We start from the raw sequence: 14,022 nt of genomic DNA, 5'->3' as shown, positions 1-14,022 counted from the left end.
TTCCTCGTGAAGATACCCTCGATCTCAAAAATATTCGGCGGCGGGCGCCACCGATCCACGGACGCCGCCTCACCGGCGGACAAGACCCCCTATCAGGGCACGCTGATCGCGCATGGTTTGACCAAGACCTATAATACGCGTCGCGTGGTCAACGGTGTTTCGCTGGTCGTTCGTCGCGGCGAGGCTGTGGGCCTGCTCGGGCCGAACGGCGCCGGCAAAACCACCTGTTTTTATATGATCACGGGCCTGGTTCCGGTCGATACCGGCAAGATCGCCATCAACGGCAATGATGTGACCACCATGCCGATGTATCGGCGCGCGCGTCTCGGCGTCGGTTATCTGCCGCAGGAAGCCTCGATCTTCCGCGGGTTGACCGTGGAGGAGAACATCCGCGCCGTGCTGGAAGTGCACGAGCCGGACGCAGCCAAGCGCAACCGCAAGCTCGATGAGCTGCTGGAAGAATTCCATATCGCGCAGCTGCGCAAGTCGCCCGCCGTGGCGCTTTCGGGTGGCGAGCGCCGCCGTCTGGAAATCGCACGCGCGCTTGCGACAGATCCGACCTTCATGCTGCTCGACGAGCCTTTCGCGGGCGTCGATCCGATTTCGGTCAGCGACATCCAGAATCTGGTAAGGCATCTGACAGCGCGCGGCATCGGCGTTCTCGTCACTGATCATAATGTCCGAGAAACGCTTGGCCTCATCGACCGCGCTTACATCATCCATGCAGGCGAGGTGCTGACGCATGGACGTCCCGACGATATCGTCAACAATCCGGATGTGCGTCGCCTCTATCTCGGCAATAATTTCAGCCTTTAAGCTGTAGGGCGCGAAAGATTCTTCGTCGCGCCCTGCCCTGACGCTTGACCAAACAAAATAAAAAAGCAATTTTTGGGCCAAGTTCTGTCGTCTCGGTAAAATTTCTGGAAAATCTGGCGACGGAGAAGCTGTAAAGGGAGTTTCGCGTTCGCCATGGCATTGTCTGCCAGCCTTTTGCTGCGTCAAAACCAGTCTCTCGTGATGACACCGCAACTGATGCAGTCCATCCAGCTGCTTCAGATGACGCATTTCGAGTTGACGCAGTTTATCGCGCAGGAGGTGGAACGTAATCCGCTGCTGGAAATTGCGGCAAACGATGGCGATTTGAGCAATGACATGCCGGCGGAAGCCGACAATTTCGGCGACAGCGATGGTGACGGCGCGGGAAAATCCCCCAGCGTGACCGCGGATAGTGAAGACTGGTACGGGGATCGCGCCGCCAATCTTGGCGAGCAACTCGACACGAGCTTCGAAAACGTCTTTCCCGACGATGGCGAGCCGAGAAAGGCCGATGCGCCCGAACTGGCGAGCCAGTGGAAATCGATGCCGGGCCAGGAATCCGGCGAAAGTTACGATCTCGATGACTTCGTCGCCGCAAAACAGAGCCTGGGCGACCATCTCAGTCAGCAATTGCCGCTCTCCATCTCTTCCCCCGAAGACAGGATGATCGCCGATGTGCTTATCGGCCAACTCGATGAGACCGGCTATATCGCCGCAGACGCTGTCGACGACGTCGCCGAGCGGCTGGGAGCGGCTCCTTCGACTGTCGAGCGGGTTCTGAAGACACTCCAAGGCTTCGATCCTCCCGGCGTATTTTCACGTTCACTGAGCGAGTGTCTGGCGATCCAGCTCGCGCAGAAGGACCGGCTCGACCCGGCCATGCGGGCTTTCATCGACAATCTCGAGCTTCTGGCGAAACGGGATTTCGCCTCCTTAAAGAAACTCTGCGGGGTCGATGAGGAAGATCTACTCGACATGCTGGCGGAAATCCGCACGCTCAATCCACGCCCCGGTGCAGGCTACGATTCAGCGGTTTCGGAGACCATCGTTCCCGATATCATCGTTCGTCCCTCCTCTTCCGGCGGCTGGCTGGTGGAAATCAATCCCGAGACCCTGCCACGCGTGCTCATCAACCAGAGCTATTTCGCCGAAGTCTCGAAACACAAGGCTCGCGCAGGAGAGGACCAGGACTTTCTGGCTGAATGCATGCAGACCGCCCATTGGCTGACCCGCAGCCTCGACCAGCGCGCCCGGACGATCATGAAGGTTGCGACGGAGATCGTGCGTCAGCAGGATGCCTTTCTCCTCAATGGCGTGGATCACCTGCGGCCGCTGAACCTGAAGACGGTTGCGGACGCCATCAAGATGCACGAATCCACCGTCAGCCGTGTGACATCAAAGAAATACATGCTGACGCCACGCGGGCTGTTCGAGCTCAAATATTTCTTCAGCGTGTCGATCAGCGCTGTGGAAGGCGGTGACAGCCATTCAGCGGAAGCAGTTCGTCACCGCATCAAGGCCATGATTGCGCAGGAAGCGGCTGATGCGGTGCTTTCCGACGACGATATCGTAGACAATCTAAAGAAGAACGGTATCGATCTCGCCCGCCGCACCGTCGCCAAATATCGGGAGGCGATGAACATCCCCTCCTCCGTGCAAAGACGCCGGGAAAAGAAGGCTCTTGCCAGGTTGTCCGCCTTCTGAGCGATGAACCCGATCACGTTTATGGCGGTTTTTTGCCGCACCATTGACTCTTGTCGCGGCAAGGGCTAGAAGCCCGCCGCACACGTAAGCAAGGTCATTTGTAACGGATTCATCTCCACCGTCCATGGGCGTAAAATTCGAATGAGGGCTTTTTAAGGTCTTCGAAACGCTTGGATGCGCGCGCGGCTTGACGTAAGCTGGTACTCGCAAATCACTACAAAAAGGAAAATTTCCATGAGTGTGCGTGTATCTGGTAAACATATGGAGATCGGTGAATCTTTCCGTCAGCGGATTGAGGACAATATAGGTCTGGCGGTTACCAAATACTTCGATGGGGGGTATTCAGGCCAAGTGACCGTAGAGAAGTCCGGATCGCGTTTTGCGGCCGATTGCAAGCTGCATCTCGATACGGGCGTTGTATTGCATGCGGCGGGTCAGGCGAATGATCCGCAAGCGAGCTTCGATGCCGCCGCCGAGCGGATCGAAAAGCGCCTGCGTCGCTACAAGCGCAAGCTCAAGGACCATCACAATGGTGCGAACGGCGTGTCGCAGGAAATCGCCTATACGGTGATGGATGCTATTCCCGATGAGGACCACGAGGTCCCCGAAGATTACGCACCCACCATTGTGGCCGAGAGTTCGAAACAGATTAAGACCATGTCTGTTGCCAGTGCCGTAATGGCGCTCGACATGACCGACGAACCGGTTCTGCTGTTCCGCAGCCCGGGCAAGGAATATCTCAACATCGTCTACCGGCGTCACGACGGCAATATCGGCTGGATCGACGCGGAAACGATCAAGAGCTGAACAGTCTGACAAGACGTGGAAGGCAGGACGCGAAAGTGCATCTGCCTTCCGCCTCGTCTCGATGGCATGAAGGAAAAAGAGAATGGCGTTGGCAGATTTGCTGCAACAAGATGCGATTATTCCCGCCCTCAAGGTGAATTCCAAAAAGCAGCTGCTTCAGGAGCTGGCCGCAAAGGCAGCCAGAATTACCGGAGTCTCGGAACGGGAAGTGTTCGACGTCATCCTCCAGCGTGAAAAGCTCGGTTCTACCGGTGTGGGCCACGGCATTGCCATTCCCCATGGCAAGCTCAACAGCATCCAGCAGATCACCGGTGTTTTCGCACGTCTTGAAACGCCGGTCGATTTCGAAGCGCTGGACGATCAGCCTGTTGATCTGGTTTTCCTGCTGCTGGCGCCAGAAGGTGCCGGCGCCGACCATCTGAAGGCACTTTCACGCATTGCGCGTGCCCTGCGCGACCCTGAACTGGTGGCCAAGCTGCGTGCTACAGATTCCGATACGGCGATCTACGCCTTCCTTAATCAGGAACAGGCAACGGCTGCCTGACGGCAGGCCTTCTATTCCCAGTTAATGGCAATAAAAAACGCGCCCTGAAGGCGCGTTTTTCGTTACGTCGGCACAGATGGCCTCAAGCGTCTTTTTCATTGACCGACGCGGTGCCCGGTTCGGCCGAGGCAGCGGTTTCCGCCTTCGGGCCGCCCTTGGAGACACCGACCATGGCGGGGCGCAGAACGCGGTCGCCAATGGTGAAACCGGCCTGAATTACCTGCAATACGGTATTGTTGGGAACCGTCGTGTTGGGAATCTCAAACATGGCCTGGTGGAAATTCGGATCGAACTTCTGGCCTTCGGCATCGATCTTCTTCACGCCATGGCGTTCCAGCGTCGACAGCATCGAGCGCTCGGTCATTTCGACACCTTCAATCAAGCCATTCAGGCCGGCTTCGCCATTGGTCTTGAGCTCAGCGGGAATGGCCTCGAGAGCGCGGCGAAGATTGTCTGAAACCGCCAGCATGTCGCGGGCAAAAGCGGCCATGGAGTAGGTCTTGGCATCCTTTACGTCGCGTTCCGTGCGACGACGAAGATTGTCCATTTCCGCGGCAAGGCGCAGGAACTTGTCGCGCAGGTCGGCATTTTCCGCCTTGAGCGCTTCGACCGGATCGGGCTCCGCCGTTTCAGCCTGTTCTTCGCCTGCCTGAACAGGTTCGACAAACTCTTCCGCGACGTCCGCGTCAGGTCCGGGCTTTTTTGTATCGTCGGTCATGACGTTCTCCAGATTAGACTGTTAGTGGTTGCGCCCGATATCGAGCTTTGGCGGGCAAAAATCAAGGCTTGCGGCGAAAAGCTTGCCGCATTCTCCTTCCTTGCCGGCTTGTCTATCTCTGTTTGCGGGAAAGGCGGGCCATGATCTGCGCGGTGTAATCCACCATGGGCACGATACGGGCATAATTCAGCCTGGTGGGCCCGATGACGCCGACCGCACCAACGACACGATTGTCCTCGTCACGATACGGCGCGACGATGAGCGAGGAACCCGACAGCGAAAAGAGCTTGTTTTCCGAACCGATAAAAATCCTCACTCCCGACCCACTTTCCGCGAGGTTGAGGATTTCAATGAGGTTTTCCTTACGCTCCAGATCGTCAAAGAGCAGGCGAACACGATCGATGTCTTCCTCGCCGGCCAGTCCCTCCAGCAGGTTGGACCGCCCGCGAACGATGAGACGACCAAGCTTGCCGTCCTCGCTATCGCCCGCCCAGACAGCCAGACCGCGTTCGATGAGATCCTGTGCCAGCGTGCCGAGTTCGGATTGCAGCTCCGCCTGCTGCTTCTGGAACTGGCCGCGCAATTCCTGCAGCGTCTGGCCGGACAGATGGGCATTGATGAAATTCGCAGCCTCGGTCAACTGTGACGAAGAAATGCCAGTCGGTAACTCTATGATGCGATTTTCGACCTGATTATGATCACCCACCAGCACGGCGAGCGCCTTGGTCGGTTCGAGCCTGATGAATTCGACATGCTTGAGCACCACATCGTTCTTGGCCGTCAGCACCAGGCCTGCGCCCCGCGACATCCCGGACAACATGCGGCTCGCTTCCGTCAGCAGCCCTTCCAGCGATTGCTCGTGACCGGCGACCGGCCCGATCTGGCGATCGATACTTGCGCGTTCCTCCGCCGGCAGATCGCCTACCTGCATGAAGGCATCGACGAAAAAGCGCAACCCGGTCTGGGTAGGAAGGCGCCCCGCGCTGATGTGAGGGGAATAGATGAGGCCCAGTTCCTCCAGATCGCTCATGACGTTCCGGACGGAGGCCGGTGAAAGCGACATCGGCAGCAGCCGCGACAGGCTGCGTGAGCCCAACGGTTCGCCGGTATCGAGATAACCTTCGACGATGCGCCGGAAAATTTCCCGCGACCGTTCATCGAGAAGCGATGCCTGATCTTTTGAAAGCGGTGCAGAAAAGCCCATTCGTCCGTTCTTTGTCGTCCATATCCTGTCTGCCATCAATATAATGCGTCGCGCGGCCGCGGCAAAATGGAAATTGGCTTTGCAAAAGCCAGGACCTCGCCTTAGAAGGCAGGGACCAACATGGAGAGTGGATCATATGCGGCCTTCAGGCAGAAAAACCGACCAGATGCGCAAGGTTTCCTTCGAGCGCAATTTCTCGAAACATGCCGAAGGCTCCTGTCTCGTGAAATTCGGCGACACGCATGTGCTCGTCACCGCAAGCCTCGAAGAAAAGACGCCGCCGTGGCTGCGCAACAGCGGCAAGGGCTGGGTTACCGCAGAATATGGCATGCTGCCGCGCTCCACCCATGAACGCATGAAGCGCGAAGCTGCTTCCGGCAAGCAGGGCGGCCGTACGCAGGAAATCCAGCGCCTCATCGGCCGCTCGCTGCGCGCCGTCGTTGACCTGCAGGCGCTCGGCGAACGCCAGATCAGCATCGATTGCGACGTCATCCAGGCCGATGGCGGTACCCGCACCGCCTCCATTACCGGCGCGTGGATCGCGCTGCACGATTGCCTGAAGTGGATGGAAACCCGCAACATGATCAAGGTCGAGAAAGTCCTGAAGGATCATATCGCGGCGATCTCCTGCGGTATCTTCGCCAACCAGCCGGTTATCGATCTCGACTATCTCGAAGATTCCTCCGCCGAAACCGACGCGAATTTCGTCATCACCGGCTCGGGCGGTATCGTCGAGGTTCAGGGTACTGCTGAAGGCGCGCCCTTTTCCGAAGAAGAATTCCTGACGCTGCTCGGCCTGGCCAAAGCCGGCTGCAGCGAATTGGTCGCCCTTCAGAAACAGGCCATCGCCTGAGCCGACAGGAAAGCGTGATGCGCAAGCTCGATACCAGAACCATCGTCGTCGCCAGCCACAACAAAGGCAAGATTGCCGAAATTGCCGATCTGATCGGCCCTTTCGGCTTTTCCGCCAAGTCGGCGGCTGAGCTCAACTTCGAAGAGCCGGACGAGACAGGTACGACCTTCGAAGAAAATGCCGCCATCAAGGCGCTTGCCTCTGCTAAGGCATCCGGTCTTCCGGCTTTGTCCGACGATTCCGGTCTGGTTATCGACGCGCTTGACGGTGCGCCCGGTGTCTACACCGCCAATTGGGCGGAGACGGCTGACGGCACACGCGACTTCGCCATGGCGATGCGGAAAGTTGAAGATGCACTGGCCGAGCATGGCGCATCGAAACCGGAAGATCGCACGGCCCGCTTTGTCAGCGTGCTGTGCCTGGCCTGGCCCGACGGTCATGTCGAGTATTTCCGTGGCGAGGTGGAAGGCACTGTCGTCTGGCCACCGCGCGGAACGAGCGGATTTGGCTATGATCCGATCTTCAAACCCGAGGGTTACGACACCACATTCGGTGAGATGACCGCGGACGAAAAACACGGCTGGAAACATGGCGACAGCTTTGCGCTATCGCACCGTGCCCGTGCGTTTAAAAAATTCGTAGAAACCTGCCTGGAGGCATGAACCCGATGGTCGGGGAGCACCAACTTTATGCCCCCGGCGCATCGCTTCTGCCGGATACGGGCGATCCCGGTTTCGGGATTTATCTGCATTGGCCCTTCTGCGCGGCCAAATGCCCCTATTGCGATTTCAACAGCCATGTCCGCCACCGGCCGGTAGATCAGGAGCGGTTTACGGCTGCCTTCCTGCGTGAAATGGAACATATGCGGTCGCTGAGCGGCCCGCGCGTCGTCACCAGCATCTTCATGGGCGGCGGCACGCCATCGCTGATGGACCCGCAGACAGTCGCAGCACTTCTTGATGGCGTCTCGCGCTTCTGGCATGTGCCGGATGGTATCGAGATCACCATGGAAGCCAATCCTTCGAGCGTCGAGGCAGAGCGGTTTCGCGGTTACCGGGCGGCGGGCGTCAACCGCGTCTCTCTCGGTGTGCAGGCGCTGAATGACCGCGACCTGAAATTCCTCGGACGGCTGCATGATGTCGCTGACGCCCTGAAAGCCATCAGGCTGGCGCGTGAGATTTTCCCGCGTATGTCCTTCGACCTCATCTATGCCCGCCCGAACCAGACGGTGGCCGAATGGGACGCCGAGCTGAAGGAAGCAGTCTCCTATGCCGTTGACCATCTGTCGCTCTATCAGCTGACAATCGAAGAGGGCACGCCCTTCTACGGCCTGCACAAGGCCGGCAAACTCATCGTGCCAGATGGCGAGCATTCGGCCGTGCTTTATGAAGCCACTCAGGAAATCACCGAGCGTTACGGCATGCCGGCCTACGAGGTTTCCAACCATGCCCGGCCCGGTGCTGAAAGTCGCCACAACCTCACCTACTGGCGTTATGGCGATTACGCGGGCATCGGTCCTGGCGCGCATGGGCGTCTGACGCGCGGCTCCTCCAAGCTCGCAACGGCAACCGAACGCCACCCTGAGACCTGGCTGGAAACCGTTGAGCGGGAAGGCCACGGCATGATCGATCAGGAACTCCTCGGCGTCGATGAACAGGCCGACGAATTGCTGTTGATGGGCCTTCGCCTGCGGGAAGGCATCGATCTCGCCCGCTGGAGCGATCTTTCCGGACGCGACCTCGACCCGGAAAAGGAAGAGTTTCTTCTCCAGCACGGCTTTGTGGAGCGGCTCGGAAACTCCCGGCTGCGCTGCACCCCATCGGGCATGCTCATTCTGGACGCCGTCGTCGCCGACCTCGCCTGCTGACACCCGCGCATCCGGCTTTAATCCTCAAACAAGAAGACAATAAAAAAGCGGCCCGGAGGCCGCTTTTTTCATGCGTTGTTTTCGTTGATCAGGCGCTTCAGCAGCTCGACCTCATGACCGAGCTTGGTATCGCCGGAGATCAGCTCCTCGATCTTGCGCACCGCATGCAGAACCGTGGTATGGTCACGTCCGCCAAAACGGCGGCCGATCTCCGGGAAAGACCGCGGCGTCAGCATCTTCGCCAGATACATGGCGATCTGGCGTGGCTTGACGATGACTCGGGTGCGGCGGTTGGACACCAGTTCCTGCCGCGACACGTTGTAATGCTTGGCGACGATCCGCTGAATATCCTCAATACGCACGCGCTTGGCCTCGCCCGTGCCGACGAGATGCGACAGTAGTTCATCGACCCGATCGACCGACAGATTCGGTTCGAAAGAGCGCCGGAACATCAGCTGGTTGAACGCACCCTCAAGTTCGCGGCCGCTCGCCGTAACGCTTTTGGCGACATGGGTCAGGATTTCGTCCGAAATATCAAAGGAAGGATCTTCCTGACGGGCCGAACCGAGGCGGCGGTTGAGCATTTCATAACGCATGTCGTAATCGGGCCCTTCGATCTCGATGGCCATGCCGCCCTGAAGGCGGGAGCGCACGCGCGGATCGAGCGATTCCAGTTCCCATGGAGCGCGGTCAGCCGCAACCACGACCTGCTTGGCGCTGTCGAGCAGCATGTTCAGCAGGTGGCAGAATTCGTGCTGGATCATCTTGCCCTGCAGAAACTGCATGTCATCGATGACGAGCAGATCGATATTGCGCAGCGTATCCTTCAGCGTCAGAGCGTCATTGTCACGTATCGCGGTTGCGAAACGCCACATGAAATATTCGGCCGTCAGATAAACCACGCGCGGATTGCGCGGGCTGTCGATGGCCGCATTCGCGATGGCCTGCAGAAGATGTGTCTTGCCGAGGCCCACACCCGCATGGATGAACAGCGGATTAAAACGCACAGCGCCGGCGCCGGCTTCTGCGATCGTCTTTGCGGCTGCAAGCGCAACACGGTTGGAGGAACCTTCTACAAACGTCTCGAAGGTGAAACGGGTATCCAGCGGTGACCCGAACAGCGGACCGGAGCCGCCCTGACGCAGGGTTGCCTGCGCGGCCACGGGCTGCGCAGAAGGCGCCGCCGCGGGCTGCTGCGGGACAAAAGGCTTGTTGCGCTGAACCGCCCCGATTTCCTGAGCGGGCTGTGCCCGTTCCTCAGCCTGGGCCGGGCGCACCGGGCGGCTGGCCGAGCGGACCAGAATCTCCACCTTCAGCACATCCGGATCCTCGCTCTGCACGAGGCTGGTGATCAGGTCCATATAACGGTTATTGATCCAGGACTTCAGAAAGGTCGTCGGAACGGTAAAACGAACGACGCTTTTTGAAACGGAATGGAGTTTCAGCCGTGCAAACCAGCTCGCATAGACTTCCGGACCAACCTGTGCCTTGAGCCGCGCGCTAAAACGTTCAAACAGCGCATCATGCCTCATTGCCGATTTGTCCCCTGCCGCTTCTGAGCAAGCTGCATCACATGCCTTTGGTGCGCGGTCCCCATCAGCCACCGCACCCATCGCCAAATTCAATTGCATATTGCCGCCTTTCAAATTGCCAATCATAGCCTGACGACCAAAATAGATCGCCAGAGATCCCCCTCGTTTATTCCCGCCTCCAGCGTTCCCCTCGAAAGAACGTCAAAGACTATTCTCGTTTGCGAGCCGGTTTCCCATTTCCCTCTCCCTCATGGAGAGGCCTGCGACACGCTCAAAACGCTCCTTTCGCCACAACCTTAAGGCGCATTTTTGAGGACAAAAAGCTCCCGCCCGTTCCGAGACCGAAACGGTACAAAAAGCTCCATGACCTGAAAAAACGGACCTCGAAAGACCCGTCAGCAAGAAGGTGAATATCGTCGATACGAACATCGAGATAATCTGTGGACTGAGATCCGCACCCCTTGTTGGAATGCATTTAGGCAGGATCGTGGGGAGAGATCAATGGCGTTTTTTCTGCAAAAACGTAGATCGGCCATTGACTCGCAAAGGCCGTTTTGCATCACCGTCAAGGTTCAAAGCAGAATCGCTTATGAATCAATGAGATTCAATTTTGGCGTTTTTTGAGAGCCTGTTTTGGCAAAAAAATAAAAATCTTCTTGACTCAAAACTTGCCCCGACTTCCGTAGAGCAAGCTTCCCATTTTGGAGAAGACCTCCAGCAAGTATTTGTTTTTGCTTAGTTTTTCCTGTCGTTCAGTTGACACGCATTTGTCACGTTACGGGAGGAATGATTAACAGGCGGTTAGAATCAGAAAAAGCCCGGTCAAAGACCAGGCTTTTTGAATAATTATTTGTAATTAGCCGGATTAGGTGGAAAGAGCCTTCACGCGCTGTGCAAGGCGCGACACCTTACGGGATGCCGTGTTGCCATGCAGAACGCCCTTCGTAGCGGCGCGCTGGATCTCGGGCTGAGCTGCCTTCAGAGCTTCGGTAGCGACAGCGAGATCACCGGTAGCGATAGCTTCCTCGACCTTGCGGATGAAGCCGCGAACGCGCGAACGGCGAGCCTTGTTGACTGCGGTACGGCGAGCGATCTTGCGGGTCGCCTTTTTCGCCGAAGTTGTATTGGCCATGTATGCCTCTCTTCGAATTCAAACCAAATTCCGCAACCAGAGGATCGGGTCTTTCGAAGACCTCACGTAACCCAAGAATGCGGGAGTAATTTCGGACAAGCCGGATGGCTTTCCTTAACCGTGGGCGGGCATATACCGCTAAAGCTTACGCCCGTCAACGCGCAAAACGCTTAAAAGCGCCGATATTCCGAATCCTTAGCGATTCCGGAAAGCAGGTTTGCGCTTTTCGACGAAGGCCGCCATGCCCTCCTTCTGATCTGCCGTGGCGAAAAGCGACTGAAAGGACCGTCTTTCATATCTCAGACCTTCCGAAAGCGGCACTTCGAAGGAACGATTGACACTTTCCTTGGCCATGAGCACGGAGGCACGCGACAGCGACGCGATGCGGGTGGCGGCCTCCATCGCCTCGTCCATCAGGTTCGCGGCTGGCACGATTCTCGATACGAGACCGGCGCGCTCGGCTTCCGCCGCATCCATCATGCGGCCAGTCAGAACGAGGTCCATCGCCTTTGCCTTGCCCACCGCGCGCGTCAGCCGCTGGGAGCCGCCCATGCCTGGAATGACACCCAGCGTGATCTCCGGCTGGCCGAACTTTGCCGTATCGGATGCTATGATGAAGTCGCACATCATGGCGAGTTCGCACCCACCCCCGAGGGCAAAGCCGGAAACGGCGGCGATGACGGGTTTGCGGGTGGCCGCAACCTCGTCCCAGCCGCCAAGAAAATCGCCGACATAGGCATCGACGAAATCCAGCCCCTGCATTTCCTTGATATCGGCACCAGCCGCAAATGCCTTCTCAGAGCCGGTGATAACGACCGCACCGATGGAATCGTCCACGGAAAATGAAGACAGGATGTGTCGCAACTCTTTCAGAAGCACGGAATTGAGAGCGTTTAGCGCCTTTGGACGATTGAGCGTGATGACCCCCACCTCGTCGCGCTTTTCGACCAATATCGTTTCATAATCCACGGCAGTCTCCCCTTCTCCGTCGTTCGTTCATTTCTGGCAGGCGGCGCAATAAAAGGTGGAGCGGCCAGCCTGCACCACCCTTTCAACCGTACCCCTGCAGCCGGGGGTACGGCAAGGCTGCCCCTCCTGATCGTAGACCGAAAAGGAATGCTGGAAATAACCAAGCGTTCCGTCCGTCTGTATATGGTCGCGCAATGATGAGCCCCCGGCGGCGATGGCATCGGCGATGACATCGCGGATTTTCTCCGTGAGATCGACGAGCTTCGCTGTGGGCTTGCCACCTTTCGTTACCAGCGTTCCGGCGGCACGCAGGGGGGAAAGATGGGCGCGCCACAGCGCCTCGCAGACATAGATATTGCCGAGGCCGGCAATAACCTTCTGGTCCAGCAGCGTGCTTTTCAGCGGTTGGCTTTTACCGTCGAACCGGCTCGCGAGATAATCCGCACTCAGCGTATTGCCTGTTGGCTCCGGGCCAAGTTCCGCAAAGGCGGGATAAAGATCGAGCTTGCTGCGCTCCACCAGATGCATGAAGCCGAAGCGACGCGGATCATTGTAGATAACGCAGATGCGCTCTTCGCCTTTATCCAGATGAAAGACGACGTGGTCGTGCTTGCCGTCCTTCGAGCGGGGATGGTGGAACACGCCGGGTATGCTGCCTTCTGCATCGGCTTCCGCTTCCACGCGGAAAGAGCCGGACATGCCGAGATGGGACACGATTGTCAGCCCGTCCTCCAGCTCGATCAGAAGATATTTTGCCCGCCTTCCGAGCGAGATGATTGTCTTCCCCTCGATAAGCTCCGCGAAATCCTCTGGAAACGGAAACCGCAGGTCGGGGCGGCCGAGATGGAGCTTGCGAACCCTTGCCCCTTCCATGGCGGGAGCAAGGCCGCGTCTGACGGTTTCGACTTCTGGCAATTCTGGCATCTGGCTTATCCGGCAGTTTTTCGTTAGGACCATGTGGTCTATAAAGTGCACGCGAAATGTCGCGCCCAGGCGATGCGGCAACAGATAGCGTCGCCATGGCGTTTCCGCTATGGTCCGCCACGCAATAAATATGGAGACAGACGATGACCGACGCCCGTACCACCGCCCAAGGCGGCATGGAAACGTCCTATGGCTTCCACAAGGTGGACGAAGGCCAGAAGCAGGGGATGGTCAACGAGGTCTTCCACAAGGTGGCCAAGCGCTACGATATCATGAATGACGTGATGTCGGCCGGCCTGCACCGGCTGTGGAAGGACGCCATGGTGTCCTCGCTTTCGCCGCGCAAGGATCCCTCCTACAAGGTTCTGGACGTGGCTGGTGGTACCGGGGATATTGCCTTCAGGATCGTCGAAGCTTCCAACCGTCTGGCGCATGCCACCGTTCTCGATATCAACGGCTCGATGCTTGCCGTCGGCGAAGAGCGCGCGGCGAAAAAGAAGCTTTCGGACAATTTGACCTTCGTGGAGGCCAATGCCGAGGAACTACCTTTTGAGGCGAACAGCTTCGACGCCTATACGATCGCCTTTGGCATTCGCAATGTTCCGCGCATCGACGTTGCGCTGAAGGAAGCGCACCGTGTGCTGAAGCGCGGCGGGCGGCTTCTGGTGCTGGAGTTTTCCGAAGTTGAGATGCCGCTGCTTGATCGCGTCTACGACGCGTGGTCGTTCAATGCCATTCCGCAATTCGGCAAGATGATTACCGGCGACGCCGAACCCTATCAGTATCTGGTCGAATCGATCCGTAAATTCCCCAATCAGGAGGATTTTGCGACGATGATCCGCACCGCCGGCTTCTCCCGCGTGACCTATACCAATTACACCGGCGGCATCGCCGCCCTGCATTCCGGCTGGAAGCTCTAAGACCATGGCCGGCATAGGCAGGAGACAAGCAT

14 protein-coding genes are annotated in these 14,022 nt (G+C 58.0%); 8 read left to right on the top strand and 6 right to left on the bottom strand.

The window, feature by feature from the left end:
- The first annotated feature begins 6 nt into the window (after positions 1-6).
- The 4 genes from lptB (at position 7) to ptsN (ending at position 3,871) form a co-directional block, all read left to right on the top strand.
- The gene (lptB, locus tag QE453_RS10575; protein WP_404977891.1) at positions 7-816 is read left to right on the top strand and encodes an LPS export ABC transporter ATP-binding protein; all 810 of its coding nucleotides are present in this window, start codon (positions 7-9) and stop codon (positions 814-816) included.
- Between the two features lie 153 nt (positions 817-969).
- On the top strand, positions 970-2,520 hold the full coding sequence (gene rpoN / locus QE453_RS10570) for an RNA polymerase factor sigma-54 (RefSeq protein ID WP_112555969.1): 1,551 nt from the start codon (positions 970-972) through the stop codon (positions 2,518-2,520).
- 234 nt (positions 2,521-2,754) lie between these two features.
- Positions 2,755-3,327, top strand: coding sequence for a ribosome hibernation-promoting factor, HPF/YfiA family (hpf, locus tag QE453_RS10565; protein WP_003520085.1), 573 nt, complete (start codon positions 2,755-2,757; stop codon positions 3,325-3,327).
- 82 nt (positions 3,328-3,409) lie between these two features.
- Positions 3,410-3,871, top strand: coding sequence for a PTS IIA-like nitrogen regulatory protein PtsN (gene ptsN, locus QE453_RS10560; protein WP_004439537.1), 462 nt, complete (start codon positions 3,410-3,412; stop codon positions 3,869-3,871).
- Between the two features lie 82 nt (positions 3,872-3,953).
- Here ptsN and grpE read toward each other — a convergent pair whose 3' ends face one another.
- Complete coding sequence (grpE, locus tag QE453_RS10555) at positions 3,954-4,589, bottom strand: nucleotide exchange factor GrpE (protein ID WP_022555501.1); 636 nt, start codon at positions 4,587-4,589, stop codon at positions 3,954-3,956.
- 112 nt (positions 4,590-4,701) lie between these two features.
- Positions 4,702-5,793 carry a heat-inducible transcriptional repressor HrcA gene (gene hrcA / locus QE453_RS10550; protein WP_022555500.1) on the bottom strand — a complete coding sequence of 364 codons (1,092 nt, stop codon included), beginning with the start codon at positions 5,791-5,793 and terminating at the stop codon, positions 4,702-4,704.
- Between the two features lie 136 nt (positions 5,794-5,929).
- Here hrcA and rph point away from each other — a divergent pair, with 136 nt between their 5' ends.
- From rph to hemW, 3 genes are read left to right on the top strand one after another with little or no spacing between them, the layout of a single operon-like run.
- Positions 5,930-6,646: a ribonuclease PH gene (gene rph / locus QE453_RS10545; protein ID WP_003503798.1), complete on the top strand. Its 717-nt coding sequence runs from the start codon at positions 5,930-5,932 to the stop codon at positions 6,644-6,646.
- A 17-nt stretch (positions 6,647-6,663) separates the two neighbouring features.
- Positions 6,664-7,308 (top strand): RdgB/HAM1 family non-canonical purine NTP pyrophosphatase, encoded by a 645-nt coding sequence (rdgB, locus tag QE453_RS10540; RefSeq protein ID WP_004439530.1) that lies wholly within the window; start codon positions 6,664-6,666, stop codon positions 7,306-7,308.
- A 5-nt stretch (positions 7,309-7,313) separates the two neighbouring features.
- Positions 7,314-8,513 carry a radical SAM family heme chaperone HemW gene (hemW, locus tag QE453_RS10535; protein ID WP_077986818.1) on the top strand — a complete coding sequence of 400 codons (1,200 nt, stop codon included), beginning with the start codon at positions 7,314-7,316 and terminating at the stop codon, positions 8,511-8,513.
- Between the two features lie 68 nt (positions 8,514-8,581).
- Here the strand turns inward: hemW and dnaA are convergent, their stop codons facing one another.
- From dnaA to mutM, 4 genes are all read right to left on the bottom strand, one after another.
- Positions 8,582-10,045, bottom strand: a complete 1,464-nt coding sequence (gene dnaA / locus QE453_RS10530) for a chromosomal replication initiator protein DnaA (protein WP_309777035.1) — start codon at positions 10,043-10,045, stop codon at positions 8,582-8,584.
- An 865-nt stretch (positions 10,046-10,910) separates the two neighbouring features.
- Entirely contained in the window at positions 10,911-11,177 is a 267-nt protein-coding gene (gene rpsT, locus QE453_RS10525) for a 30S ribosomal protein S20 (RefSeq protein WP_309777033.1), read from the bottom strand.
- A 195-nt stretch (positions 11,178-11,372) separates the two neighbouring features.
- Complete coding sequence (locus tag QE453_RS10520; protein ID WP_045532973.1) at positions 11,373-12,146, bottom strand: enoyl-CoA hydratase; 774 nt, start codon at positions 12,144-12,146, stop codon at positions 11,373-11,375.
- A gap of 27 nt (positions 12,147-12,173) precedes the next feature.
- The gene (gene mutM, locus QE453_RS10515; RefSeq protein ID WP_045532975.1) at positions 12,174-13,070 is read right to left on the bottom strand and encodes a bifunctional DNA-formamidopyrimidine glycosylase/DNA-(apurinic or apyrimidinic site) lyase; all 897 of its coding nucleotides are present in this window, start codon (positions 13,068-13,070) and stop codon (positions 12,174-12,176) included.
- Between the two features lie 143 nt (positions 13,071-13,213).
- On the opposite strand from mutM, the gene ubiE reads away from it, so the two are divergent.
- A complete protein-coding gene (ubiE, locus tag QE453_RS10510) occupies positions 13,214-13,990 on the top strand; it encodes a bifunctional demethylmenaquinone methyltransferase/2-methoxy-6-polyprenyl-1,4-benzoquinol methylase UbiE (RefSeq protein WP_045532977.1) in 777 nt (258 codons plus the stop codon).
- The last annotated feature ends 32 nt before the right edge of the window (positions 13,991-14,022 follow it).

Source organism: Agrobacterium sp. SORGH_AS_0440 (assembly GCF_031453135.1).
Taxonomy (GTDB): Bacteria; Pseudomonadota; Alphaproteobacteria; order Rhizobiales; family Rhizobiaceae; genus Agrobacterium; species Agrobacterium pusense.
This window is presented reverse-complemented; position numbering and strand designations above follow the sequence as displayed.